Annotated in this window: 23 protein-coding genes and 1 pseudogene; 14 read left to right on the forward strand and 10 right to left on the reverse strand. The window is 54.0% G+C overall.

The genetic code is table 11. The features are described 5' to 3' along the window. A partial coding sequence (locus ACMHXE_RS17225; protein ID WP_224868444.1) for an IS256 family transposase occupies positions 1-626 on the forward strand: 626 nt, incomplete at its 5' end. Positions 627-927: 301 nt separating this feature from the next. Here the strand turns inward: ACMHXE_RS17225 and ACMHXE_RS17230 are convergent. From ACMHXE_RS17230 to lolB, 3 genes are all read right to left on the reverse strand, one after another. Next, positions 928-1,875 carry a ribose-phosphate pyrophosphokinase gene (locus ACMHXE_RS17230; protein WP_028779717.1) on the reverse strand — a complete coding sequence of 316 codons (948 nt, stop codon included), beginning with the start codon at positions 1,873-1,875 and terminating at the stop codon, positions 928-930. Between the two features lie 78 nt (positions 1,876-1,953). After that, positions 1,954-2,832: a 4-(cytidine 5'-diphospho)-2-C-methyl-D-erythritol kinase gene (gene ispE, locus ACMHXE_RS17235; protein ID WP_224868363.1), complete on the reverse strand. Its 879-nt coding sequence runs from the start codon at positions 2,830-2,832 to the stop codon at positions 1,954-1,956. Further along, complete coding sequence (lolB, locus tag ACMHXE_RS17240) at positions 2,829-3,500, reverse strand: lipoprotein insertase outer membrane protein LolB (RefSeq protein ID WP_165565461.1); 672 nt, start codon at positions 3,498-3,500, stop codon at positions 2,829-2,831. Before lolB ends, ispE begins: the two co-directional genes overlap by 4 nt. Before the next feature lie 238 nt (positions 3,501-3,738). On the opposite strand from lolB, the gene hemA reads away from it, so the two are divergent. From hemA to ACMHXE_RS17280, 8 genes and pseudogenes are all read left to right on the forward strand, one after another. Further along, on the forward strand, positions 3,739-4,989 hold the full coding sequence (hemA, locus tag ACMHXE_RS17245; RefSeq protein ID WP_039034337.1) for a glutamyl-tRNA reductase: 1,251 nt from the start codon (positions 3,739-3,741) through the stop codon (positions 4,987-4,989). Positions 4,990-5,003: 14 nt separating this feature from the next. Continuing rightward, positions 5,004-6,089: a peptide chain release factor 1 gene (gene prfA / locus ACMHXE_RS17250; protein WP_101056816.1), complete on the forward strand. Its 1,086-nt coding sequence runs from the start codon at positions 5,004-5,006 to the stop codon at positions 6,087-6,089. Positions 6,090-6,100: 11 nt separating this feature from the next. Next, positions 6,101-6,946: a peptide chain release factor N(5)-glutamine methyltransferase gene (prmC, locus tag ACMHXE_RS17255; RefSeq protein WP_412501379.1), complete on the forward strand. Its 846-nt coding sequence runs from the start codon at positions 6,101-6,103 to the stop codon at positions 6,944-6,946. A gap of 156 nt (positions 6,947-7,102) precedes the next feature. Further along, positions 7,103-7,498: a SirB2 family protein gene (locus ACMHXE_RS17260; protein ID WP_025889918.1), complete on the forward strand. Its 396-nt coding sequence runs from the start codon at positions 7,103-7,105 to the stop codon at positions 7,496-7,498. Continuing rightward, positions 7,498-8,289 (forward strand): tetratricopeptide repeat protein, encoded by a 792-nt coding sequence (locus ACMHXE_RS17265; RefSeq protein WP_413732893.1) that lies wholly within the window; start codon positions 7,498-7,500, stop codon positions 8,287-8,289. Before ACMHXE_RS17260 ends, ACMHXE_RS17265 begins: the two co-directional genes overlap by 1 nt. Positions 8,290-8,368: 79 nt before the next feature. Further along, positions 8,369-9,640: a DUF819 domain-containing protein gene (locus ACMHXE_RS17270; protein WP_372239362.1), complete on the forward strand. Its 1,272-nt coding sequence runs from the start codon at positions 8,369-8,371 to the stop codon at positions 9,638-9,640. Positions 9,641-9,684: 44 nt separating this feature from the next. Beyond that, positions 9,685-10,533, forward strand: a complete 849-nt coding sequence (gene kdsA, locus ACMHXE_RS17275) for a 3-deoxy-8-phosphooctulonate synthase (protein WP_025011695.1) — start codon at positions 9,685-9,687, stop codon at positions 10,531-10,533. A gap of 185 nt (positions 10,534-10,718) precedes the next feature. Continuing rightward, positions 10,719-11,000 (forward strand): annotated as a pseudogene (locus ACMHXE_RS17280) (EamA family transporter); the annotation flags it as partial. A gap of 1 nt (position 11,001) precedes the next feature. Here ACMHXE_RS17280 and ACMHXE_RS17285 read toward each other — a convergent pair. Together ACMHXE_RS17285 and ACMHXE_RS17290 are read right to left on the reverse strand one after the other, a co-directional pair. Further along, a complete protein-coding gene (locus ACMHXE_RS17285; protein WP_234555594.1) occupies positions 11,002-11,916 on the reverse strand; it encodes a ketopantoate reductase family protein in 915 nt (304 codons plus the stop codon). A gap of 5 nt (positions 11,917-11,921) precedes the next feature. Next, a complete protein-coding gene (locus ACMHXE_RS17290) occupies positions 11,922-12,281 on the reverse strand; it encodes a VanZ family protein (RefSeq protein ID WP_101056812.1) in 360 nt (119 codons plus the stop codon). A 145-nt stretch (positions 12,282-12,426) separates the two neighbouring features. On the opposite strand from ACMHXE_RS17290, the gene ACMHXE_RS17295 reads away from it, so the two are divergent. Next, positions 12,427-12,912 (forward strand): YajQ family cyclic di-GMP-binding protein, encoded by a 486-nt coding sequence (locus ACMHXE_RS17295; RefSeq protein WP_101056811.1) that lies wholly within the window; start codon positions 12,427-12,429, stop codon positions 12,910-12,912. Here ACMHXE_RS17295 and ACMHXE_RS17300 read toward each other — a convergent pair. The 4 genes from ACMHXE_RS17300 to ACMHXE_RS17315 all read right to left on the reverse strand — a co-directional run bounded on the left by ACMHXE_RS17300 (position 12,909) and on the right by ACMHXE_RS17315 (position 16,360). Next, positions 12,909-14,594, reverse strand: a complete 1,686-nt coding sequence (locus tag ACMHXE_RS17300; protein WP_165565455.1) for an MFS transporter — start codon at positions 14,592-14,594, stop codon at positions 12,909-12,911. The genes ACMHXE_RS17295 and ACMHXE_RS17300 overlap by 4 nt on opposite strands. A gap of 161 nt (positions 14,595-14,755) precedes the next feature. Further along, positions 14,756-15,076 (reverse strand): hypothetical protein, encoded by a 321-nt coding sequence (locus ACMHXE_RS17305; protein WP_025011704.1) that lies wholly within the window; start codon positions 15,074-15,076, stop codon positions 14,756-14,758. Between the two features lie 67 nt (positions 15,077-15,143). After that, positions 15,144-15,728: a peptidylprolyl isomerase gene (locus ACMHXE_RS17310; protein WP_208129163.1), complete on the reverse strand. Its 585-nt coding sequence runs from the start codon at positions 15,726-15,728 to the stop codon at positions 15,144-15,146. 65 nt (positions 15,729-15,793) lie between these two features. After that, positions 15,794-16,360: a YajG family lipoprotein gene (locus ACMHXE_RS17315; protein WP_224866265.1), complete on the reverse strand. Its 567-nt coding sequence runs from the start codon at positions 16,358-16,360 to the stop codon at positions 15,794-15,796. Between the two features lie 345 nt (positions 16,361-16,705). Here ACMHXE_RS17315 and ACMHXE_RS17320 point away from each other — a divergent pair, with 345 nt between their 5' ends. Genes ACMHXE_RS17320 through grxB form a run of 3 tightly spaced genes read left to right on the forward strand, consistent with a single transcriptional unit; the run spans position 16,706 to position 19,350 of the window. Further along, complete coding sequence (locus ACMHXE_RS17320) at positions 16,706-17,767, forward strand: DUF2804 domain-containing protein (RefSeq protein WP_413732898.1); 1,062 nt, start codon at positions 16,706-16,708, stop codon at positions 17,765-17,767. Between the two features lie 21 nt (positions 17,768-17,788). Beyond that, entirely contained in the window at positions 17,789-18,700 is a 912-nt protein-coding gene (locus tag ACMHXE_RS17325) for a sterol desaturase family protein (RefSeq protein ID WP_413732900.1), read from the forward strand. After that, positions 18,700-19,350, forward strand: a complete 651-nt coding sequence (grxB, locus tag ACMHXE_RS17330; RefSeq protein WP_335923739.1) for a glutaredoxin 2 — start codon at positions 18,700-18,702, stop codon at positions 19,348-19,350. Before ACMHXE_RS17325 ends, grxB begins: the two co-directional genes overlap by 1 nt. A gap of 142 nt (positions 19,351-19,492) precedes the next feature. Here grxB and ACMHXE_RS17335 read toward each other — a convergent pair whose 3' ends face one another. After that, a complete protein-coding gene (locus tag ACMHXE_RS17335) occupies positions 19,493-20,875 on the reverse strand; it encodes a DUF3300 domain-containing protein (protein WP_413732902.1) in 1,383 nt (460 codons plus the stop codon). A 360-nt stretch (positions 20,876-21,235) separates the two neighbouring features. Between ACMHXE_RS17335 and ACMHXE_RS17340 the strand changes: the two genes are divergently transcribed. After that, entirely contained in the window at positions 21,236-21,730 is a 495-nt protein-coding gene (locus tag ACMHXE_RS17340; protein WP_335917967.1) for a Dps family protein, read from the forward strand. Positions 21,731-21,754: the final 24 nt, after the last annotated feature.

Here is a 21,754-nt window from a genome sequence, read left to right on the forward strand (position 1 = left end):
TGTTGGGCTTGTATATCTCAGACACTGAAGGTGCACATCAGTGGCTAAGTATACTAACCGATCTTCATAGTCGCGGAATTAAAGACATCCTGATTGCCTGTGTCGATGGCCTTAAAGGCTTCCCTGAAGCCATTGAAACCATTTACCCACATACAGAGGTGCAGTCATGCATCATTCATCAAATTCGTAACTCAATGAAATACGTAGCGTCTAAAAACCAGAAGGCGTTTATGGCTGATTTAAAGTGTGTCTATAAAGCCACAACCCTCAATGCAGCTGAGATGGCGCTGGACGAGCTGGAAGCCAAATGGGGCGACAAATATCCTGTGGTCATCAAGTCCTGGCGCAACAAGTGGGCGCTGTTATCGACCTATTTTAAGTACCCGGAATACGTGCGTAAGGCTATCTACACCACGAACGCGGTTGAGGCCGTACATCGTCAGTTTCGTAAACTGACGAAAACCAAGGGTGGTTTTGCCAACGAGAACAGTTTACTCAAACTGCTCTACGCCGGTATATTGAAGGCTCAGGAGCGGTGGTCACACCCGATTCAAAACTGGAATTTAACGCTATCTCAGCTGTCCATCCATTTTGAAGGACGACTGGATGCTCACATCGATCTGTGATTTTTAACGTGACACAGAATTTTGAACACCCTCCAACAGACAAAGGAGAGTATAAGTGTAGGATTCCAGTTAAAAGAGATGAGAACGGATTGTTCTATCTCTTAGGGACTTTCATTGACGGACCTACCACTTGCAAGGCTAATATTGTTTCTGCAGCAGACAGGTAAGTACAGAGCAACAGAGAGTGGTAAGGCGTGCCTTTCTGCGTGGTGATGACTACCGGGCCACATTATGGCAACCCAGATATCAAGCATAAAAAACGCACCCTAAGGTGCGTTTCTTGTTAACTGCTCAGGTTCGCTTAGTGCTGGAACATGGCAGAGATAGATTCTTCGTTGCTGACGCGGCGGATAGCCTCGGCCAGTACCGCTGACATGGTCAGCTGGCTCACTTTGCCTGTCTTGAGCATTTCTGGGCTCAAAGGCACAGTGTCAGTGACTATGACTTCATCAATCACTGAATTTACTATGTTGCTGGCGGCATTGCCGGAGAATACCGGGTGGGTCGCATAAGCAAAGACGCGGTTGGCGCCGTGTTCTTTCAGGGCTTCAGCAGCCTTACACAGAGTGCCACCTGTGTCGATCATGTCATCAACTATGATGCAGTCACGGCCTTGAACGTCACCTATGATGTGCATTACCTGAGCCACGTTGGCCTGTGGGCGACGCTTGTCGATGATCGCCAGATCTGAGTCGTCGAGCAGTTTGGCTACGGCGCGGGCGCGAACAACACCACCGATATCGGGGGAAACAACAACCGGGTTATCCAGCTTCTTGGCCAGCATATCTTCAAGCAGCACAGGGCTACCGAAGACGTTGTCTACCGGTACATCGAAGAAGCCCTGGATCTGCTCGGCGTGCAGGTCACAGGTCAGTACTCTGTCGACACCCACGCTGGAGAGGAAATCGGCAACCACTTTGGCGGTAATGGGTACACGGGCGCTGCGGACACGGCGGTCCTGACGGGCATAACCAAAGTAAGGGATAACGGCTGTGATACGGCCGGCTGACGCGCGGCGCAGGGCATCAACCATTACGATCAACTCCATCAGGTTGTCGTTGGTTGGTGCGCAGGTGGACTGAATGATAAACACATCAGCACCACGTACATTTTCGTTTATCTGGACACTGATTTCACCATCGCTGAAACGGCCTACCTCTGCGTCTCCGAGTTTACAAAAAAGACGGTCTGCTATCTTTTTGGCGAGACTGGGGGTAGCGTTCCCAGCAAAGAGCTTGATGTCGGGCACTGTAAGAACCTCAGGCGTTTGCTTTATTTTAGTGGCTGGGATAAAACGGTTGCAGCGCTTTATCCCGGAAGAAACTGTTCAGAGGCGAGCCAGTCGACTCTGAAGCGGCGATCTATTTATCCCTTTGGCAACAAAGCCTTTGAATGATGACGGCAGCTTTGCCAGACAATCGAGAGCTTGTTGCTGTTTTTCGAACTCCCCGAACACGCAGGCACCGGTTCCGGTCATTCTGGACGGCGCATATTCTAGCAGCCAGCCCAAGGCCTTGGCAACTTGAGGGTAATGGCGACATACCAGTTCCTGACAATCGTTTTGCCAGGGGGCGCTCAGCAGTTCTTCCAGTGAGAGCTTGGGAGTATCCCTCGGTAAATCAGGATCATGGAACACTTTTTCAGTGGAAACGTGGGCCTCGGGAACCAATACCAGATACCAAGGTTCGGCCGGTTCCACCGGCTGAAGTTTTTCGCCGACCCCTTCGGCAAAGGCTGCCACTCCCTTAATGAAAACAGGAACATCTGCGCCGAGTTTTAAACCAATTTGTTCAAGTTCCGCTTCGCTCAGGCCGGTTTGCCACAGGGCATTGAGGGCCACCAGAGTCGTGGCTGCATCCGATGAACCCCCTCCCAGACCACCGCCCATGGGCAGTTTCTTGTCGAGCCAGATCTCGGCCCCCAGTTCACAGCCGCTGGCTTGCTGCAATGATTTTGCGGCCTTGAGAATTAAGTTATCGCTATCCGGGACAGCGGCGCCCAAATTGGAGTGCAGTTTGAGTTCGCCATTGGCGGTGACTTTAAAGTCCAACAGGTCACCATGGTCGAGAAACTGAAACAGGGTCTGTAGTTCATGGTAGCCGTCTTGGCGGCGGCCATTGATGTGCAAAAACAGATTCAGCTTGGCCGGGGCCGGCCAGCCAAGTGAAAGGCTATTGGGCTGGAGAGTTGGGTGGTCGAGGCTCATGGCTGTTGACTTTCCTTGGTGGTGAGTTTCGGCTCGGCTTCGAGTGCCTGCCACTCGGTTAACTGGATCTTGAGTTCGAGTGCGCCGCGATTGAGTTTTAGAAGGCGCGGGATATCGGCACCGCTTTGTTGCTGCCAGCTGAGATACTTCACCTGCCACGGAGGGCTAACGCTGCCGTCTTCCAGGCTCTGAGGCTTGCCATCATTGCCTGTGAGCAGGAGTTCAGTGTCGGCGGCGCTGAGGCCAAGCACCCAGCGGGGCAGGGCGTTAAGGGGGATGCTCCAATTGCTGAGGCCATCGAGTAAACGCTGCGGGTCTCGGTTGCGGTAGATTTCGCCGTCCAGCTCCAAAAAGGCGCCGTCCGGGCCGCTTTTCAGCAGCATCACACTGGTGCCCAACATGGTGGTGAGTCTCAGCTCTTCTGTCGTTGGAGTATGCAGCCAATAAAGATTGGTGCTGAATTTTTCCTCAGGCGTCTTTACCGCCAGCTTGCCTTTCAGCTCCCAGGCCTTGGCTTGTTCTGCGTGCTGAACTTGAGTTGCCTGCCAGCGGGCATCGGGCAGGCTGCTACAGGCGCTGAGTAGGCCAAGCAGCAACAAGGGCAACCACAAGCGCAGTGCCGACAGAGGTGTAAAACAGGTTTTTGTGAAGTACTTCAAAATAATCATCTGTTGTTCACTGTGTAGGCCGCCTATGATACGAGGGCTTTGGCAGAATACCAATAAGCGTCGAACCCTGTGGTGTCGCCCTTGTGGCTATTGCCAGCACCTGTTCAGCTTAATTGATAAATTGGTTGAGAAGTTAGACCTTTATTCGGTTTTGTTAAGCGTATTCTGTTTTTAAGGTGGCCAATTCAGTAGAATGGCCGCATCCTACAGCGACGCCAAGAGTCCAGAACGAGTTCAGATGAGCCTTGTAGCAATTGGTATAAACCATAAAACCGCCACTGTTGACCTGCGTGAGAAAGTTGCCTTTGCCCCGGATAAGATCCATGACGCCATGCGTAGCTTGGCCAAGGAGACCCAGAGCGGGGAAGCCGTCATCGTTTCCACCTGTAACCGTACCGAGCTTTACTGCAATACAGAAAATGCCGAGCAGGTGGTGCGTTGGTTGGAAGACTATCATGGCCTGAGCCATGAAGAGGTGGCCCCTTGCCTTTACCAACACTGTGGTCAACCCGCGGTGCAACACCTGATGCGGGTCGCATCCGGGCTCGACTCTCTGGTGCTGGGCGAGCCGCAGATCCTAGGTCAGGTCAAACAGGCGTTTGCCAAGGCCAAGGAATCCGGCACTGTGGCACTGACACTGGATCGCCTGTTCCAAAATACTTTTGCCGTGGCGAAGAAGGTGCGCACCGAAACGGAAATCGGTACTGCGGCGGTTTCGGTAGCCTTTGCCGCCGTCAGCATGGCCAAACATATCTTCTCCTCTCTGGCGACTACCAAGGTACTACTTATAGGTGCGGGTGAAACTATAGAACTGGTTGCCCGCCATCTGAAGGAAAACGGTGTGACCAGCATGGTGGTGGCCAACCGTACTATTTCCCGCGCCGAAGCGATGTGCGAAGAGTTTAATGCCCAGGCGATTACCCTGGAGCAGATACCAGATTTTCTCCCCAAGGCCGATATCGTGATATCCTCTACCGCCAGTCCGCTGCCTATTCTGGGCAAGGGCATGGTAGAAAAAGCGCTGAAGCAGCGCCGCCATCAACCTATGTTATTGGTTGATATAGCGGTTCCCCGTGATATTGAGGCAGAAGTCGGTGATTTGGACGATGCCTTCCTCTACACGGTCGATGATCTGCAAAGCATAATCGAACAGAATATGGCCTCCCGTAGAGAGGCCGCCGAGCAAGCGGAAGTCATTGCCGAAGAGCATTCACACCAGTTTATGGAGTGGGTTCGTTCACTGGAATCGGTCGACAGCATTCGCGAATATCGTACCCAGAGCATGGCGATTAAAGATGAGCTGGTTGAGCGGGCAATGAACAAGTTGGCGCAGGGAGCAGACACAGAGCAGGTGCTGCTGGAACTGGCTAACCGCCTGACCAACAGACTGATCCATGCTCCGACCCAGGCCCTGACAGCTGCCAGTCGTCAGGGGGACCTCAATGCTTTGGGTCAATTGAGAACCGCGCTCGGCTTGGATAAACACTAAGGTTAGCGAGCTAAATGAAGGAATCCGTTATCCGCAAGCTGGAAGGCTTGCTTGAGCGTAATGAAGAAGTATTGGCCCTGCTCAGTGACGCAGATGTCATAGCGGATCAGGACAGGTTCAGAGCCCTGTCACGGGAATATGCTCAGCTTGAAGATGTGGTCAAAGGCTTTAAGGCCTACCAGCAGGCGCAGGCGGATCTGCAAACCGCACAGGAGATGCTGGCCGAGGAAGATCTTGAGCTGAAAGAGATGGCTCAGGAAGAGATCAAGGCGGCCCGCGCTCAGTTGGAGCTGCTGGAAGGTGAGTTGCAAATTCTGCTGTTGCCCAAAGATCCCAATGATGCCAGCAACGCCTTTCTGGAAATCCGTGCCGGTGCCGGCGGTGATGAAGCCGCTATCTTTGCCGGTGATCTATTCCGTATGTATAGCCGTTATGCCGAGAGCCAGCGCTGGCAGGTCGAAGTCATGAGCGCCAGCGAAGGCGAGCATGGCGGTTTCAAAGAGGTGATAGCCAAGGTCAGCGGTGACGGTGTTTACGGCAAACTCAAGTTTGAGTCCGGTGGTCACAGGGTACAAAGGGTGCCGGAAACCGAATCCCAGGGGCGGGTGCATACCTCGGCCTGTACCGTGGCCGTTATGCACGAAGTGCCCGAGGCCCAGGCGGTGGAAATCAACCCGGCCGAGCTGCGTATCGACACCTTCCGCTCTTCCGGTGCCGGTGGTCAGCACGTTAACAAAACCGACTCGGCAATTCGTATTACCCACTTGCCCACAGGCTTGGTGGTGGAATGCCAGGATCAGCGCTCGCAGCACAAGAACAAGGCTCAGGCCTTGAGCGTGCTGGCGGCGCGGTTGCAGGCGGCCGAAGATGAAAAGCGCCGCAGCGCCGAAGAATCTACCCGTCGCTCTCTGGTGGGTAGCGGTGACCGCTCCGAGCGGATCCGCACCTATAATTTCCCTCAGGGAAGGGTGAGCGACCACAGGATCAACCTGACACTGTATCGTCTCAATGAGGTGATGGAAGGAGACCTGGAGCAGCTGCTTGAGCCCTTGATGCAAGAGCATCAGGCCGACATGCTGGCGGCTCTGTCCGACGAATAAAAGGACTGTCTGTGACTAAACTCAATATTGCCGAGGCCCTGCAATGGGCCTCTTCTATGCTGGCCGCATCGTCCGAGTCTGCCCATGCAGATGCCGAAGCCCTGTTGCTGCATTGCTTGGGCAAGAGCCGCAGCTTTCTCTATACCTGGCCCGAAAGAAACTTGTCTGCCGAGCAGCACAAGCAGTTTATTCAGATGGTGCAGCGTCGCAGCCAAGGTGTGCCCGTGGCCCATATTGTCGGTGAGCGCGAGTTCTGGTCACTGCCTTTTATTGTCAACGAATCCACCCTTATTCCGCGCCCGGACACCGAAATTCTGGTGGAAACTGCGCTTAATCTGCCGCTTTCAGATGATATCGCCGTGCTGGATCTCGGCACAGGTACCGGTGCTATCGCACTGGCACTGGCCCATGAACGGCAAGGCTGGCGAGTGACTGCTGTCGATAAGGTCGAGGCAGCGGTGGAGCTGGCCTGTGCCAACAGGGATAACCTGAAGTTACCGCAGGTGGAGATCCTTCAGAGCGACTGGTTTTCGGCAGTTCAGGGGCGTAAGTTCCAGCTGATTGTTTCCAACCCTCCCTATATCGAGGAGGATGACGAGCATCTTGATATGGGCGATGTGCGCTTTGAACCTCGCAGCGCCTTGACTGCCGCCGATCAGGGCTTTGCCGACCTATTCCATATCGCAGCCCATGCCAGGGAGCATTTGCTGCCGGGCGGTTATCTGTTGCTGGAGCATGGTTATGCTCAGGCCGTGAACCTCAGGGAAAAACTTGCCGAGCTCGGTTATCAGCAGGTGGCCACGGTACGTGACTTTGGCTCCAATGAAAGATGTACTCTGGGTTTGTGGCCCGGTTGAGTGCCTGTGCCCGGGACTCACACCCGGGCTTGAAAACCGCGAATATCGTCCCCGCTTCCTGTCATAATTCCGCCTTTTCGACAGCGGCTTGGCCTTGGTGCTGAGCACTGCGATAGGGTACACTGTCGCCTTTGTTCACCTACAGATAGCTATCCGATGGAAACTTTTTACAGCCTGTATCCGGCAGTTAAACACCTGCACATGACTCTAATCGCCGTCAGCGTATTGCTGTTCATTGTGCGTTTCGTGCTTAAGCTGCGTCAGTCAGCCATTATGGACAAGAAACTGTTGAAGGTAGGTCCGCATGTGATCGATACTTTCCTGCTGCTGTCCGGATTGACTCTGTGTTTTATGATCAAGCAGTATCCCTTCGTCGATCCCTGGATGACAGAGAAGATAGGCGCAGTGGTCGCTTACATACTGCTGGGCGTGATGGCGCTCAAGTCCAACCGTAATCTGATCTTCCGGATCTTCGCCTTCCTCGGTGCTCTGGGCTGGGTGGTTTATGCGGCAAAACTGGCACACTTCAAACAAGCGGTAATTCTGGGGTAATGCAACAATATTCTCTTAAGCAAGACGAACTCTCTCTGCCCGAGTCGGCATTTGAGCTTTGCCAACATCTGGGCTTTGGCCTGGCCAAACAGGCCAACTGGGCCTGGCTGGAACTGTCCGGCTCGGTGCTCAGTCATTATCTGGTGGATCAGCAGCGGCGCTTTCAGGCGCTGCTGAATTGGTTTTACAAGGATCTGGGGTTTGCCCCCAGGGAAGACTATTTTTCCCGGCAGGCGGCCGATCTCGGCCAATGTATTCTCAGCCGCCAAGGGAACAGCACCACATTGGCAACTGTGCTTATGTTGCTGGGCAAACAGCTGGACTTGAAATTCGATCCTGTACTGCTGCCGGGCACCACAGTGCTGGCCTGCCATGTGGGCGGTGAACTCATCTATCTCGACCCGCTTCAGGGGGAGCGCCTCAGCAAAGAGCGCTTGCATGCCCTGGTTCGCGGCGAACTGGGGAACTGTGCGCCGCTGAAGGCGTCTTACCTCAAGCCGGTTGGCACCCAGAGGCTGATGACCCGCATGCTGCATGAACTCAAGGCCGGAGCCATAGTCGCCCATGAATTTGAAGTCGCGATGGAGTGCTGTAATTTGCTGCTTGAATGGCATGCCGACGATCTCAGCCTGCACCGGGAGCGTGCATTTATTGCCCAGCAACTGGGGGCGATTCATGTCGCCAGCGCCGATCTGCAGTATTTTGTCGACAACAGCCCGCACGACCCTGTGGTCGAGCTGGTAAAGATGCAACTCAGAGAACTGGGAGACGAGCCTCAGACCTTTCATTGAACCTGCCCGTGAGGGCAGTGATAAAAATATAAATATTAAAATAAAACAATAAATTGCAATCGCAAGGGAGATAGGACCTATGAGCAGTACCTCACAGGCGGCCACTGAAATGACTGCGTTGGTGACCAATGACGCCACCGCGCTCGGCATTCTGGCCGCTATTCTCGGCTTCGTTTTTTATACCAACAGCAGCAGCCATCCTTTCTGGCAGAAGTTTTACCGCTTCATCCCGGCCTTGCTGCTGTGTTACTTCTTGCCATCCTTGCTCAATACCTTTGGGATTGTCGATGGCAGCAGCTCCAAACTTTACTATGTGGCGTCCCGTTATTTGCTGCCGGCCTGTCTGGTATTGTTGATCCTCAGCGTCGACCTCAAAGCCATTCTGGGGCTGGGTCCCAAGGCGGTAGTGATGTTTTTGACCGGCACCATGGGCATTGTCATAGGTGGCCCGATTGCCCTGCTTATCATGTCGGCAATCGACCCGACATTGACCGCTGGCCACGGCCCGGACGCAGTCTGGCGCGGCATGACCACACTCGCCGGCAGCTGGATTGGCGGCGGTGCCAACCAGGCGGCGATGAAAGAGATTTATGAAGTGGGCGGCAATATCTTCTCCGTGATGGTGACTGTCGATGTGATAGTCGCCAACATCTGGATGGCCGTGCTGCTGTTTATGGCATCCAGGGCCAAGGAGATAGATGCCAAGACAGGTGCAGATACCAGCGCCATTGAAAGCCTCAAGGCCAAGGTGGAGCAATATCATGCCGAAAACGCCCGGATTCCCAGTCTGCGCGACATTATGCTGATAGTGGCTGTGGGCTTTGGTATTACCGGTCTGGCCCATGTCGGCGCCGACCTGCTGGCTCCCTGGTTTGCGACCAACTATCCCTGGACCGAGCAATACAGTCTGACCTCCGGATTCTTCTGGCTGGTGGTGATAGTCACTACCATAGGTTTGCTGCTGTCATTCAGCCCAGCCCGTCATTTGGAAGCGGCCGGCGCCTCCAAGATAGCCTCGGCCTACCTCTATATACTGGTGGCTACAATCGGTTTGCATATGGATGTATCCCAAATTCTGGATACGCCGATTTACTTCCTGGTGGGCATTATCTGGATGCTGGTGCATTCGGGATTGATGCTGCTGGTGGCCAAGCTTATCCGTGCGCCGCTGTTTTACATGGCGGTGGGCAGCCAGGCCAACGTTGGCGGCGCGGCGTCTGCGCCCGTAGTGGCTGCGGCCTTCCATCCGGCACTGGCACCCGTAGGTGTACTGCTGGCGGTATTCGGCTATGCTTTAGGCACTTATATGGCCTGGCTCTGTGGCCAGTTGCTGCAGGCCGTGGCCGGCTGATTTAAGTTAACGCCGCATGAGCGGCATTCAAGAGAGAAGTTGCGATGAGTAATAAAACCATACATCTGGGGGCTATCGAGATAGCCAATGACAAGCCCTTTGTGCTGTTCGGTGGCATGAATGTACTCGAGTCGCGGGACTTGGCGATGACCATTGCCGAAACCTACGCGGAAGTCACTCAGAAGCTGGGGATCCCTTATGTGTTCAAGGCCTCCTTCGACAAGGCCAACCGCTCATCCGTCAACTCCTATCGTGGCCCCGGCATGGAAGAAGGTTTGAAAATCTTCCAGGAGATCAAGGATACCTTCAAGCTGCCATTGATTACCGATGTGCATGAGCCTTACCAGTGCGCGCCTGTGGCCGAAGTGGTCGACATCATCCAGTTGCCGGCCTTCCTGGCGCGCCAGACAGATCTGGTGGTGGCCATGGCCAAGACAGGGGCTATCATCAATGTGAAAAAGCCTCAGTTCCTGGCGCCCCATGAGATGCGGCATATCATCAAGAAATTCAACGAAGCGGGTAATGATGAGATCATTCTCTGTGAGCGTGGCAGCTGCTTTGGTTATAACAACCTGGTGGTGGACATGCTGGGCATGGATGAGATGAAGCAATCCGGCTACCCGGTGATCTTCGATGCCACCCATGCGCTGCAGCGCCCTGGCGGCCGTGAAGATTCTGCCGGTGGTCGTCGTGCCCAGGCAACCGAACTGGCCCGCAGCGGTATGGCGCTGGGACTGGCCGGGCTGTTTATTGAGGCGCACCCGGACCCGGATAATGCCAAGTGTGATGGCCCTTGTGCTTTGCCACTGCAGCAACTGGAAGGATATCTGAGCCAGATGAAGGCCGTTGATGATCTGGTGAAGTCTTTCCCGGCGCTGGATACCAGTCGCTGAGCCAAGCGCTTGGTTAACCTTGCCTAAGCTGCTGAAAGCTGCACCTTTGGTTGAATAGCGAATCACCAGGATAGCGTGTTAGTCTCAAACGCCCGCAATCGCGGGCGTTTTTCGTTTCAGTCATGGCTTGCGGTTCATCGGCAAGCATTCTCGGGCGCAAAGGTTTGTCCTTCAAGAAGCTGTTGCTGCTAGCCTGGCTTCTTATCAAAGATAAAGAAACCCTTAAAAAACTCTGGCAAAGGCCCAGGTTGACCCTGGCCATCAGTATCAGCAGTTGTCTGGGCTCCATAGGTTGGTTCAGCGCCATGTCGCTCACGGCCGTGCCTTATGTGAAAACGCTCGGGCAGGTGGAAGTTTTCTTTATGATGCTGATCTCCAGCCTTTGGCTCAAGCAGCTGGTCAAGGTCAAGGATATGGGCGGCCTGGTACTGATTGCCCTGGCCGCGGTATTGGTACTTTGGGGATGATTTAGTTGCGTGGCTCCAGCGCTTTTATCTGGGCCACCAGTTCGCTGTTGATTGGCAGTGTGAGCCCATATTGCTCGGCGCGCTGCTGCAGGTAACCGTTGATATAGTCAATTTCCGTCTTGCGGCCATGCTTGAGGTCCTGATACATGGAAGAGTAGTTGGCGGCGGTTAGCCGTATCACTTCCTTGACTCTGGCGTGCAGCGCATCGAACGTCAGTGCTATGCCTTCCTGCTTGGCCACCTGTAACAGCTCATCGAGAATGGCGCAGATTGTTCCCTCAAACTCGGGGGCGGCCAGGGCACCGTTGTTGACTCTGTGAATGGCGGTCAGCGGATTGATAACGGCGTTGACCGCCAGCTTTTGCCACAGGGCTTCGAGAATGGCATCACTCCACTGACTGCCGGGAATGGCATTGAGCAGAGCGGTTTTCATCGCCTCTGGCGTGGGGGCGCCGATTAAGTCACCTATCTGGGTCAGGCCTCTGCCGGTTTGGCGAATATGATTGCTGCTGAGTTTCAGCGCCGCCTGGCTGGTGGTGCCCAGGCTCAGCGGCCGGCCATTCAGCTTGGCAGCCAGACTCTGATGTGGGCCAAGCCCGTTGTGCAGCAGCAAGATGCGGCAATCCGGGTGAAGTTTTGGCAGCAAAGGCTCCAGCGCCGCTTCAACCTGATAGGCTTTGACTGTGACCAGCAAAAGATCGAGCTGCTTGAGCTTGCTCGAGTCCTGCGCCAGGCACAGAAAGGATGTTTGCAGACTCTGGTCGCCAAGCTCCAGGGTATAGACTTGCTCTTCGCCCTGCTCAGCCAATGGCGGGGTGTTAGCTCTGGGTAATAACCAAGGTTCAAGCCCGGCTGCGGCCAGTTGCTGCGCCAGCAGTTGCCCTATGGCCCCAACGCCGAGGATCCCTATCTGCATCCGGGCTACTCCCTCAACATGGCGGCGCCAAAATACTTGCGATAGCCCCAGAGTGAGAAGTAGAAGAGTACGACTCCGGCCATATCGGCGACAAAGTCGGCCATATCGGCACTGCGGTAAGGCAGGCGGGATTGCACCATCTCTATCAGAATGCCGTATCCGGCCAGGGTGGCAAACATCAAGTACCAGCGGGGACGAAATGCCAGATAGGTCAGCCAGGCGAGGGCAAAGAAACTACCTATATGACCCACTTTATCAAGGTTAGGGATGCTCTGAGGGTAGTTAGGCTTGGAAAAAACCAGGTAGCTGATCACCGCCAGGGCAATCAACAAAGCAATTTTAAACAGCAGCTGTCGGTTAATCACAAATCACGCAGGGTTGGAAAGCTTGGCGAACATCATAGTCAAAATAAAGCCTGGCTGTCATCAGCAGACGTGGATTTATTCAGCTCGGCTTCAACTTAGGGTAGACTGGCGCTATTGGTTTGGCTGATAAGTAAAAGGCGACGAAATGCCCTCATTCGATATAGTGTCAGAAGTAGATGCTGTAGAACTGCGAAACGCGGTGGATAACAGTAAACGTGAATTGGATACCCGCTTCGATTTCCGCGGGGTGGAATTTGCGGTGGAGTATAAAGACTTTGTGGTGACTCTGTCGGCAGAGTCTGACTTTCAGTGCAATCAGATGGTGGATATTTTAAGAACCCAATTGAGCCGTCGTAATGTGGATCCCAAGGCGATGGAAGTGGATGAGAAGGCGATCCACAGCGGCAAGATGTTCTCTTTGAAGGTCAAGTTCAAACAAGGCATCGAGACCGATGTGGCCAAGAAGCTGGTAAAACAGATCAAAGACAGCAAGATTAAGGTGCAGGCGCAAATCCAGGGCGACTCGGTACGGGTCACAGGCAAGAAGCGTGACGACTTACAGGCTGTGATGGCGCTGGCCCGCAATGCCGAGCTGGGCCAGCCGTTCCAGTTCAATAACTTCCGCGACTAGTCGTTAATCTGCGACTTGAGCGTATTCTGAGCAGTATCGGCCCGCCTCGGCGGGCTGTTTTTTTGCACCAGCCAAATCAGCAGCAGCACGGGCAAGCCTATGATGCTGGCGCTGACAAAGAAATTCACATAGCCAAAGGCGTTGACCCAGGCGCCGGAGAAGCCGGCAATAAACTTGGGAAACAGTAACATCACCGAAGACAGCAGCGCATACTGAGTGGCACTGTAGCCACTGCTGGTGAGGCTGGAAAGGTAGGCGATAAAGGCCGCTGTGGCGATACCGCCGCTGAAGTTGTCCACCGAAATTGCCAGGGTCAGCAGTGGCACGTTGTAGCCCACCATGGCCTGCAGGGCGAACAACAGATTGGTGGTGGCCACCAGGAAGGCGCCGACATAGAGGATTTTTATGGTGCCGAAGCGTGCCAACAACACCCCGCCGAATGCCGAGCCCACCAGGGTCATGATCAGACCATAGACCTTGCTCAAGGTGGCTATCTCCTCCTTGCTGAAGCCCATATCCACATAGAAAACATTGGCCATGATCCCCATGACAATATCCGAGATCCGGTAGCAGGAGATCAGCATAAGGATCAGAATCGCGCTCTTGCCGTAGCGGCGAAAGAAATCGATAAAGGGCAGGGCCACGGCACTGTAAAGCCAGGAGATAAAGGCGGCCATCCTATCTGTTCCGGCCTGGGTCAGCTGCTTGGCTTCCTGCTCTTGAATTGCTCTGTCTTTACTTTTGACGCCGAAGATCAGCAACCAGAGCAGCAGAATGAGCCCCATAGATGCCAGAGTGACTGCATCTGTATTCAGGGCCTGACTCGGAAAGTAGGATTGCAGTACCTGGGTGAAGGGTTCAGCCAGGCTAAAACAGAAATAAAGCCCCAGCAGCAGGAGCAGCAACTTGCCATGGCGCAGGATAAACAGGTTGGCCGGCGCGGCCCAGACAGAGAGTCTGGGTGCCAGGTTGGCCCTGAGTCTGTCTCTGAGGTTGGCTTCCTCTTCCCCTATAGAGCTGATATCCACAGCCGGCTCTTTGGCAAAAAGTGTCGCCAGTATGCCTATGCCCATGAGGCCAGCCATTACCAGATAGGCGGTTTGCCAACTCTGGAGATCATAGCTTTCCGGCGTGGGAGAAACCCAGGCGGCGATAGTCAGTGAGCCTGCAGTGGCTATGATCATCGCGCTGCGATAGCCCACCTGATAGGCGGCGGCCAGTGCCGCCTGCATTTTTTCCGGCGCCGACTCGATACGAAAGGCATCGACCACTATGTCCTGGGTGGCGGAGGAAAAGGCCACCATCAGCGCAAAGAGTGCCAGATGGGTGAGATCTTCCATGGGGTCACTGCCGGCCATCCCCAAAATGGCAGCTATCAGTAATAGCTGGGAGAACAGCATCCAGCCGCGGCGGCGGCCAAAGAGTTGGCTGAACAAAGGCAGGGGCATGCGATCGACCAGAGGGGACCAGGCCCACTTAAAGGCATAGATCAAGGCTACCCAACTGAAATAGCCGATGGCGGCCCTGTCTACCCCGGCTTCCCTGAGCCAGAAAGACAGGGTGGAAAATACCAGCATCAGCGGCAGGCCGGCGGAAAAACCGAGCAGCAATAAGATGAGTACCCGCTTGTGGAAATAGATACTCAGGGCGTCTCGGGTGCTGGCAAAAAAAGATTGAGGCATGGCACGGCTTGGTGAGAGTCAAAGGCCTTAGAGTAAAAGCCCGCGCCTGCGACTTCAAGGTGTGCTTGGGTGTTTGCCCAATAAAAAATCCCCGGCAAAGCCGGGGATTGGTCGCCCGTGTCATTAAAGTGTCACCCGGGCGGGGTAGATTAACGTCTGTCTCAGGGCCTGACGCCGATACAGCCTTCGGGTATGGGGCCACCACCGAACAGGTATTCACAGCAGTCGTCCAGTTGCTGGCGCAAAAACTGGTTACCGCGCAATACCCAATCGGGCCATTTATCGAAGGCGTACAACAAGTGCCAAAATACGCGTTCGACATCCGTTTGCGCTTCCCCCTGCAAGTTCAGCTGATGCCATTCTTCCAGGGTATCCCACAGATACAATCTGACTTCATTAAATTCCAGCTTGTCGCTCAAGAATGCTTTGCCGTAATGAGCCAGTTGGGGCGCTTTCACATCGATGAACTCTTCCGGGGTCATCAGATCGCCTCCTTATGTTTGCCAGGTTCAGTATAGACAGCTTTTTGATACTGAACCGGGCCTGGGGTTAATTTCTGGGCAGAAGTGTGGCTTTCTTCAACAAAACCTGGGTAACCGGCACGTCGGGCCAACCCAAGGTGCTGTTGGTGCCTGTCTCTACCAGCGCCATATTCTGCAGAACTTCAAGCCCTTGGCTGACTTCACCGAATACGGCATAGCCCCAGCGCCTGGAGGAAGGGTCGAGCTTTTTGTTGTCGGCTACATTGAAGTAAAACTGGCGGGTGGCCGAATGGGGAGCATTCTCTCTGGCCATGGCTATAGTGCCTAGGCTGTTGGATAGGCCGTTGCCCGACTCATTGACTATCGGCTGGTCTGACGGTAGTTCTTCATACTTGGGGCTGAGGCCGCCGCCCTGAACCACGAAATCAGCAATAATGCGGTGAAACAATGTGTTGTTGTAGTCGCCGCGCACCACATAGGTGAGAAAATTGTCCACAGTAATGGGCGCCCGGGTGCGATCGAGCTCGACCACGATTTTGCCCATGCTGGTATCAAATTCCACTTGGGGGTAGAGATTGTCTTTTTGTATATCCAACGCCAGCGCCAGCTGACTGGTCAGCATCAATACGGCTGCGAGTATCCATCGGCTCATGACCAGATTCCTTATCATAGTGTTGCAGACGGGCCTGCCCGTGAGTCACAGACCGGCCCAATAAATTACTGTTGCAAAAAGCTGTGCAGCTCGGGGTCGTTGAGTATTTCGCCGGTCAACTGGGTGATCAGCTTGTTCATGTCCAGTTCCAGCGAGGCGAAGTCGGCACTGAATGGGCCCTTGAGCAGTCCCTTGGCCTTATAACGCTTGGTCAGGGTATGGCTGCTGTTTTTCGCCAGCAGATTGATGCTGACATTGGTTTTGGCTTCGAAGCCGAAGCCGGATTCATCCACATCAGTGAGCAGTTCAATCAGTTGTAACTGCACCTCTTTTCCACTGGCGGGATCGATTCGGTATCCGGCCTTGGCAAAACCTTGACGGAACAGTTGATCCAGCTGGACCCTGGGTGGCTCCGCCGGGCTGACCAGACGTGCGGCTTTGCCATCTTCATTGAATCGCACAATAAAGTTGGCGGTGCGGGTATCCAGGGTTTGCAGCGCCAGAGCCGGCTCTAGCGAAGTCTGTGGCGTGACCGCAGGCAGTTCAGGGCTCAGGGCAATAAAGTTGGGGGTATGACTGGCGCAGCCAAAGAGCAGCGCCGACCCCAGCATCAAGGTAGCAAGCCGTTTCATAAAAATCCGAAGCTGTAAAAAAGGTGGCATCAGGATAACCAGATTTGAGTTTGGCTTCCAGCATCTGGTTATGTCAGATAACCGGCTTGGGTTCGGTCTGGGGGAGATTTTTTTGCGGGTTCTTTGCGCGCAGGCCACCAAGGGACAAACTCGAGTATCAATCTGGGAAAACCGCTAGCTTAGATTATCAAGGAACATCGCTGTCAGTTACCGTTTCTGAATGACACAGTAAACCGGATAAGACCCCGCATAGCGGTTTTTTCATTTTTGTAACATTCAAGGCTTCAATCTCCGATGGCGACAGGGTAGAGTCAAGTTATTGCTCTAAAAACACCTGTTGGGAATATGTTGGAATTGAAATCCGGGCCTTTGCCGACGACTCAATCCGGGGTTGCAACCCAGGCGGCACCTGACTCTTTGATAGATGTTCACGGCCGGCCTCTGTTTGGTCATTTCGACGGGCCGCCGAAAAGCCTGGGATTGGCAGACTTTCAGCTGTTCAATGAGATGGACCGCAGGGTTTCACGCCTGAAACAGCGTTGCAGTTATAAGCAGTTTGAGTTTATTGGCCTTAACAGCCCCAGATGGATGCTGGGCGTTGCCCTGGCGGATATCGCCTATCTTGGCAGTGGTTTCTGTTATCTGTTTGATTTGCAGAGTCGTCGCATGTATCAGCAGAATCTGCTGCGGCCACCCGCTGGTTTTAACCTGAGCCGTTCGCCATGGCAGGGGGAGAGCCGTATGGGCGGCATTCACTTTCGGCGTGAGCAGGGACAATGGCAACTGAGTCTGGATCTTAAACTACAGGGAATGCCACTTGAGGGGGAGCTGACCTTGGTTCCCGAACCGCTCAGCTTGCCGATGGCGCTTTGCAGTCCAACCGGTTACAGCGGTTGGACCTATACCCAGAAACACAATGCCCTCAAGGTTTCCGGCCAGTTGTCCTTCAATCATGAACCCCAGCCGTTGCTGCATGCCAGAGCAGGTTATGACTTTTCCGCAGGCTTTATGCGCCGGGAAACCAGTTGGCGCTGGGCCTCTATCAATGCCGATATTGATGGCAAGGGGGTGGGGCTAAACCTGGCGGCCGGAGTCAACGAGACCGGCTCTTGTGAAAACGTGCTCTGGGTTGATGGTGCCAGGCATTTGCTGTCGCCGGTGCATTTTGAGTTTGACCGCATGGCAGCATCAGGCGGCCAATGGCGAGTTTGGTCTGAGCGCGGCGATCTGGAGTTGGTATTTTCGCCCTTGGGGTGCCGCAGCGAAAGGCTCAACCTGGGGCTGCTTAAAAGCAATTTTCGCCAGTATACCGGGCTGTTTTCCGGTTGGGTCAAAGACTCCCTGGGCAAGCGCCATGAGCTGGTGCAGCAGAGCGGCCTGACAGAAGATCACTTTGCCAAGTGGTGAGCTGGAATAAAAGGAATAAAAATGGATTTCAATTTACTTATTTCCCATCCTGAATGGCTGCTGCTGGTATTGGCGCCGCTGTTCTTCATCTGCATGGCATTGGAGTGGTTTTTCGGTGACCGCCTCAGACGTTTGCCTGAGAATGCCCGCTATCGGCCGGCGGAGGTTTTCTGTAACTTTGTGCTGGCAGGCATGCACCAGGGCGCCGATATTCTCACAGGGTTACTGCTGGCCAAACTGTATTTGTGGTTATTCGGCTGGCGTTTGTTCGACATTGAGATGAATGGCTGGACCTTTGTACTGCTGATGCTGGGGCAGGACTTTTGCTATTACTGGTTCCACCGGGCCAGCCACAGATGCCGCTGGATGTGGGCAGCCCATGTAGTGCACCACAGCTCGGAAAATATGAATTTTTCCACCGCCTTTCGTCAGAGCCTGATGTACCCATTGGCGGGCATGTGGCTGCCTTTAGTGATCATAGGCTTCGACCCCAACTGGGTGGTATTTGTGGTGCTGCTTAATCTGGGCCTGCAATTTTTTGTCCATACCCAGGCCATCAAACGTCTTGGGCCCTTGGAGTGGGTATTCAACACGCCGTCTCATCACAGGGTGCACCATGGCCGTAATCCTCAGTACATAGATAAGAACTACGCCGGGGTGTTGATCATTTGGGATAGATTATTCGGCAGCTTTGAGCCTGAGCGGGAAACCGTGCGCTATGGTATTACCAAGCCAGTGAACAGCTTTAATCCTGTGACAGTCACTTTTGCCGAATGGCGCGATATGTTGGCGGAAGTGAGTCGCCCCGGGCTTAGTTTCAGGCAGCGTTGGCGTTTGCTGTTTGCGCCGCCGGCCAGTCAGGAGTTGCCCAGCTCCGGCCTCGGAGGATATGCTGATGGCCCTGACAGTTCCAAGGAAGCTAAGGAGTACTGATGAAGCTTTTTGTGTTTGACCATTGTCCCTATTGCGTCAAGGCTATGATGCTGGTGGGGCTTAAGGCGTTGCCGGTGGAGCGGGTCTATCTGCAAAACCATGATGTGGAGTCCAGAATAGCTATGGTCGGCGCCAATATGGTGCCCATTTTACAAAAAGCCGATGGCAGCTTCATGGCCGAGAGCCTGGATATCGTCAGTTATCTGGATAATCTGGATGGTAAGCCGGTCATTACCCTTGCCAGCCAGGCCGATGCTGTCAGCCAATGGCAGGAGGCATCCGGTTATTTCAGCAGTCGCTTGCTCTATCCCCGCAGTGTGTTGCTCGGTCTGCCTGAATTTGGCAGCCAAGAGGCGATTGCCTGGTTTACCCAAAACAAGAGCGCCATGATAGAGATGTCTTTCGAAAAAGCGCTTGCGCAAACGGCCGATTATCTTGAGGGGCTGGCTAAGTGTTGGCCGCGGCTCGACTGGCTGCAATTGCCGTCGGAGCGGGGCAATAAGTTGACTATTGATGATATCAACCTGTTCCCCGGCCTGAGAAACCTGACCATGGTCAAGGGGCTGGTATTTCCGGCCAGAGTGCGCGCCTATATCGAAGAAGTGGCGGCGCTGACTCAAATCGACTTGTACGACGACAGAGCCGTCTGAGCGCCTTCATCTGAGTCATACAACTACACCCAAAAAAAGACAGGCCAGTGCTGGACCTGTCTTTTTCATTCGTTTTCACTTTAGGGCAAGTGCTACTTTTAACCCGGCTTTTTCAACTCAGCTTTTTCAGCACTCTCTTTGTTCAACGCTCTCTTTGTTGATGCACTGTGCGTTGTCTGTGCTCCTGAGCACGGCTGGGCTGGCGTCGCTCCGCCTGATGGCGTTGTGGCTGAGCTCGCTGCGGATGCTGCACCTTCGATTGACTCTGAGGCTGATAGTGTCTCTGTGGCCGCTGTTGTTTATCTGCCTGTTGCCGGCGCTTTTCAGCTTGTCTATAAGTAGTGTTAGTGTGCCGGTTTGAGGCCTGTTGCAACTGTCTGTCTCTGGCCTGATGTTTAACCCGCATCGTTTTGTCGGCGGCGTTGGCACTGCTATTGGCACTCCTATATGACGGCTGCTGTGACAGTTGGCGAACTTTTTGTGGCTCGCCCTTATGCATCTTTTCCCTCTTGTCAGCGGCGCGCCATTCACGGCTATTGTGTTCCTTGCGCTTTTTTAGCTCATGCTGCAACTGCTTTTGTTGCTTGTTTCTGTCCTGATGCAGCCTCTGGCTGTGGTTGTAGCTGCGGGCCTGGGATTCATAACGCTTGTGCGGCTTGTTGTATACCGCCTTATTGTAGCGTTGTTGCAGCCCAGGGTGACGATAATGGGCGCCACGTCTGTGGTGCGGGTTATGGCTCCAGCGCTGGGCTCCCTGGCTATAGGCCAGTCGCGGACGGTAGTGATTATAGTGTTTGTGGCGATAATCGACCCAGATCACTCTGTCATGCCAATGAAAGGCGCTGAAGAAGAAGTTAAATGAAATGCTGACCCCGGAACTGCGCCAGTAAAACGGACTGGAGTGGTAGCGCACATATCCGGGGAAAGGGTCCCAATAGATAGGCGGATAGCTGCTCCAGTGCCAATGGCCATAGACACGGCGACTGTCGTAGTAAGGGACATAGATCACCTCGGTGCGGGTCGGCGCTATCACTATCTGACGTTCGTCGCGTCTGGCGTTGAGGTTACCCAGGTCGTTTAATGAGTCGGCATCCCAGGCGGCTTGTCTCAGGGTTTGAATCCCATCCATTACCCGGCCTTCATCGGCGATAAAGGCTTCGCCCAAACGGGCAGTCCAGTCCAGATCTGTGCTCATCTTGTTCAATACTTCCGGAAAGGCGATAAGCGCCATCACACTGGGGTCCCAATCCTGGTTCTCGGCTTCGGCCATCAGGCGTTCATTGCTCCAATGGTTGCGCTGTTTGCGCCAGCGCTGTGCCTGCACCAGTTCCAGTGGATAGGTTGAGGCGATCAGCATATGGGTCAACAAGGTGTCCGGATAGAGAGCGATAGGGGAGAGCAGCTGCATCAGCTCGGGTTCCCGGATATCACTGCCGGATTCGGCGGCCTGCAGCGCTGTAGTTGGCAGGCCAAACAGACACAGGACAAGTACACTGTGCTGCAGCCAGATTTTCAGCTTGTTCATGGTTGCCTCCTTTAGGCCGGTATGGTTACCAGCCTGGCAAGTGAGCTAACTGAGGCCTTGCGATGCAATTCCCCATCAGTGACTTCAGGATAAGTGGCCTTTGATGAACATAAGCTGAAGGCTTTTGGGTGGCTAAATATTATCCAGTGAATGGGCAAAAGGTTTTGCTTTTTTAAGGTCAGGCCCTGGTTGTGAGCGGTTTTATCAAAACAGTCATTTAGATCGTAATTGGGAAGCTTAAACTGGATAAACTGTGTACTGAGTCACAGTTTATGGGAGCACAAGTCTCCACCCTGTTATAGCTATTTATCTTTAGTCGCTATTGAGTGCGGCTATCGCCAACAAGCAAAAGGAGTGTATATGGCAACCAAGAAAGTCAAGGCACCCACCATAGATATAGGTATCTCTGATGCGGATCGTAAAACAATCGTCGCAGGGCTTTCGGCGCTGCTGGCCGACAGTTATACCCTGTATCTGATGACCCATAATTTCCATTGGAACGTCAAAGGGCCGCAGTTCAACAGCCTGCATCAGATGTTTATGGATCAATATACAGAGCAGTGGAATGCTCTGGATGAAATTGCTGAGCGGATCCGCGCCCTGGGGTATCCGGCGCCCGGGACTTATAAAGAGTTTGTGCGTCTGGCATCCATCAAGGAAGTGGAAGGCGTGCCCTCTGCCAATGAGATGATATTGCACCTGGTCGAAGCCCAGGAGGCTACGGCCCGCACCGCCAGAGCCCTGTTCCCCGTTATCGACAAGGCCAATGACCAGCCGAGCGCTGATCTGCTGACCCGCAGACTGGAAGTTCACGAAAAGACTGCCTGGATGTTGCGTAGCTTGCTGGAGGAATAGCCTAAACGCTAGGCACTACGCATC

Source organism: Shewanella sp. BJSY2023SW007 (genome assembly GCF_047314525.1).
GTDB lineage: Bacteria > Pseudomonadota > Gammaproteobacteria > Enterobacterales > Shewanellaceae > Shewanella > Shewanella chilikensis.

Coding starts and splice junctions, on each gene's coding strand:
- ispE (WP_224868363.1), bottom strand. CDS start 2,832: ATGAGCCTCGACCACCCAACTCTCCAGCCCAATAGCCTTTCACTTGGC.
- lolB (WP_165565461.1), bottom strand. CDS start 3,500: ATGATTATTTTGAAGTACTTCACAAAAACCTGTTTTACACCTCTGTCG.
- hemA (WP_039034337.1), top strand. CDS start 3,739: ATGAGCCTTGTAGCAATTGGTATAAACCATAAAACCGCCACTGTTGAC.
- prfA (WP_101056816.1), top strand. CDS start 5,004: ATGAAGGAATCCGTTATCCGCAAGCTGGAAGGCTTGCTTGAGCGTAAT.
- ACMHXE_RS17260 (WP_025889918.1), top strand. CDS start 7,103: ATGGAAACTTTTTACAGCCTGTATCCGGCAGTTAAACACCTGCACATG.
- ACMHXE_RS17265 (WP_413732893.1), top strand. CDS start 7,498: ATGCAACAATATTCTCTTAAGCAAGACGAACTCTCTCTGCCCGAGTCG.
- ACMHXE_RS17270 (WP_372239362.1), top strand. CDS start 8,369: ATGAGCAGTACCTCACAGGCGGCCACTGAAATGACTGCGTTGGTGACC.
- kdsA (WP_025011695.1), top strand. CDS start 9,685: ATGAGTAATAAAACCATACATCTGGGGGCTATCGAGATAGCCAATGAC.
- ACMHXE_RS17285 (WP_234555594.1), bottom strand. CDS start 11,916: ATGCAGATAGGGATCCTCGGCGTTGGGGCCATAGGGCAACTGCTGGCG.
- ACMHXE_RS17295 (WP_101056811.1), top strand. CDS start 12,427: ATGCCCTCATTCGATATAGTGTCAGAAGTAGATGCTGTAGAACTGCGA.
- ACMHXE_RS17300 (WP_165565455.1), bottom strand. CDS start 14,594: ATGCCTCAATCTTTTTTTGCCAGCACCCGAGACGCCCTGAGTATCTAT.
- ACMHXE_RS17305 (WP_025011704.1), bottom strand. CDS start 15,076: ATGACCCCGGAAGAGTTCATCGATGTGAAAGCGCCCCAACTGGCTCAT.
- ACMHXE_RS17310 (WP_208129163.1), bottom strand. CDS start 15,728: ATGAGCCGATGGATACTCGCAGCCGTATTGATGCTGACCAGTCAGCTG.
- ACMHXE_RS17315 (WP_224866265.1), bottom strand. CDS start 16,360: ATGAAACGGCTTGCTACCTTGATGCTGGGGTCGGCGCTGCTCTTTGGC.
- ACMHXE_RS17320 (WP_413732898.1), top strand. CDS start 16,706: ATGTTGGAATTGAAATCCGGGCCTTTGCCGACGACTCAATCCGGGGTT.
- ACMHXE_RS17325 (WP_413732900.1), top strand. CDS start 17,789: ATGGATTTCAATTTACTTATTTCCCATCCTGAATGGCTGCTGCTGGTA.
- grxB (WP_335923739.1), top strand. CDS start 18,700: ATGAAGCTTTTTGTGTTTGACCATTGTCCCTATTGCGTCAAGGCTATG.
- ACMHXE_RS17335 (WP_413732902.1), bottom strand. CDS start 20,875: ATGAACAAGCTGAAAATCTGGCTGCAGCACAGTGTACTTGTCCTGTGT.
- ACMHXE_RS17340 (WP_335917967.1), top strand. CDS start 21,236: ATGGCAACCAAGAAAGTCAAGGCACCCACCATAGATATAGGTATCTCT.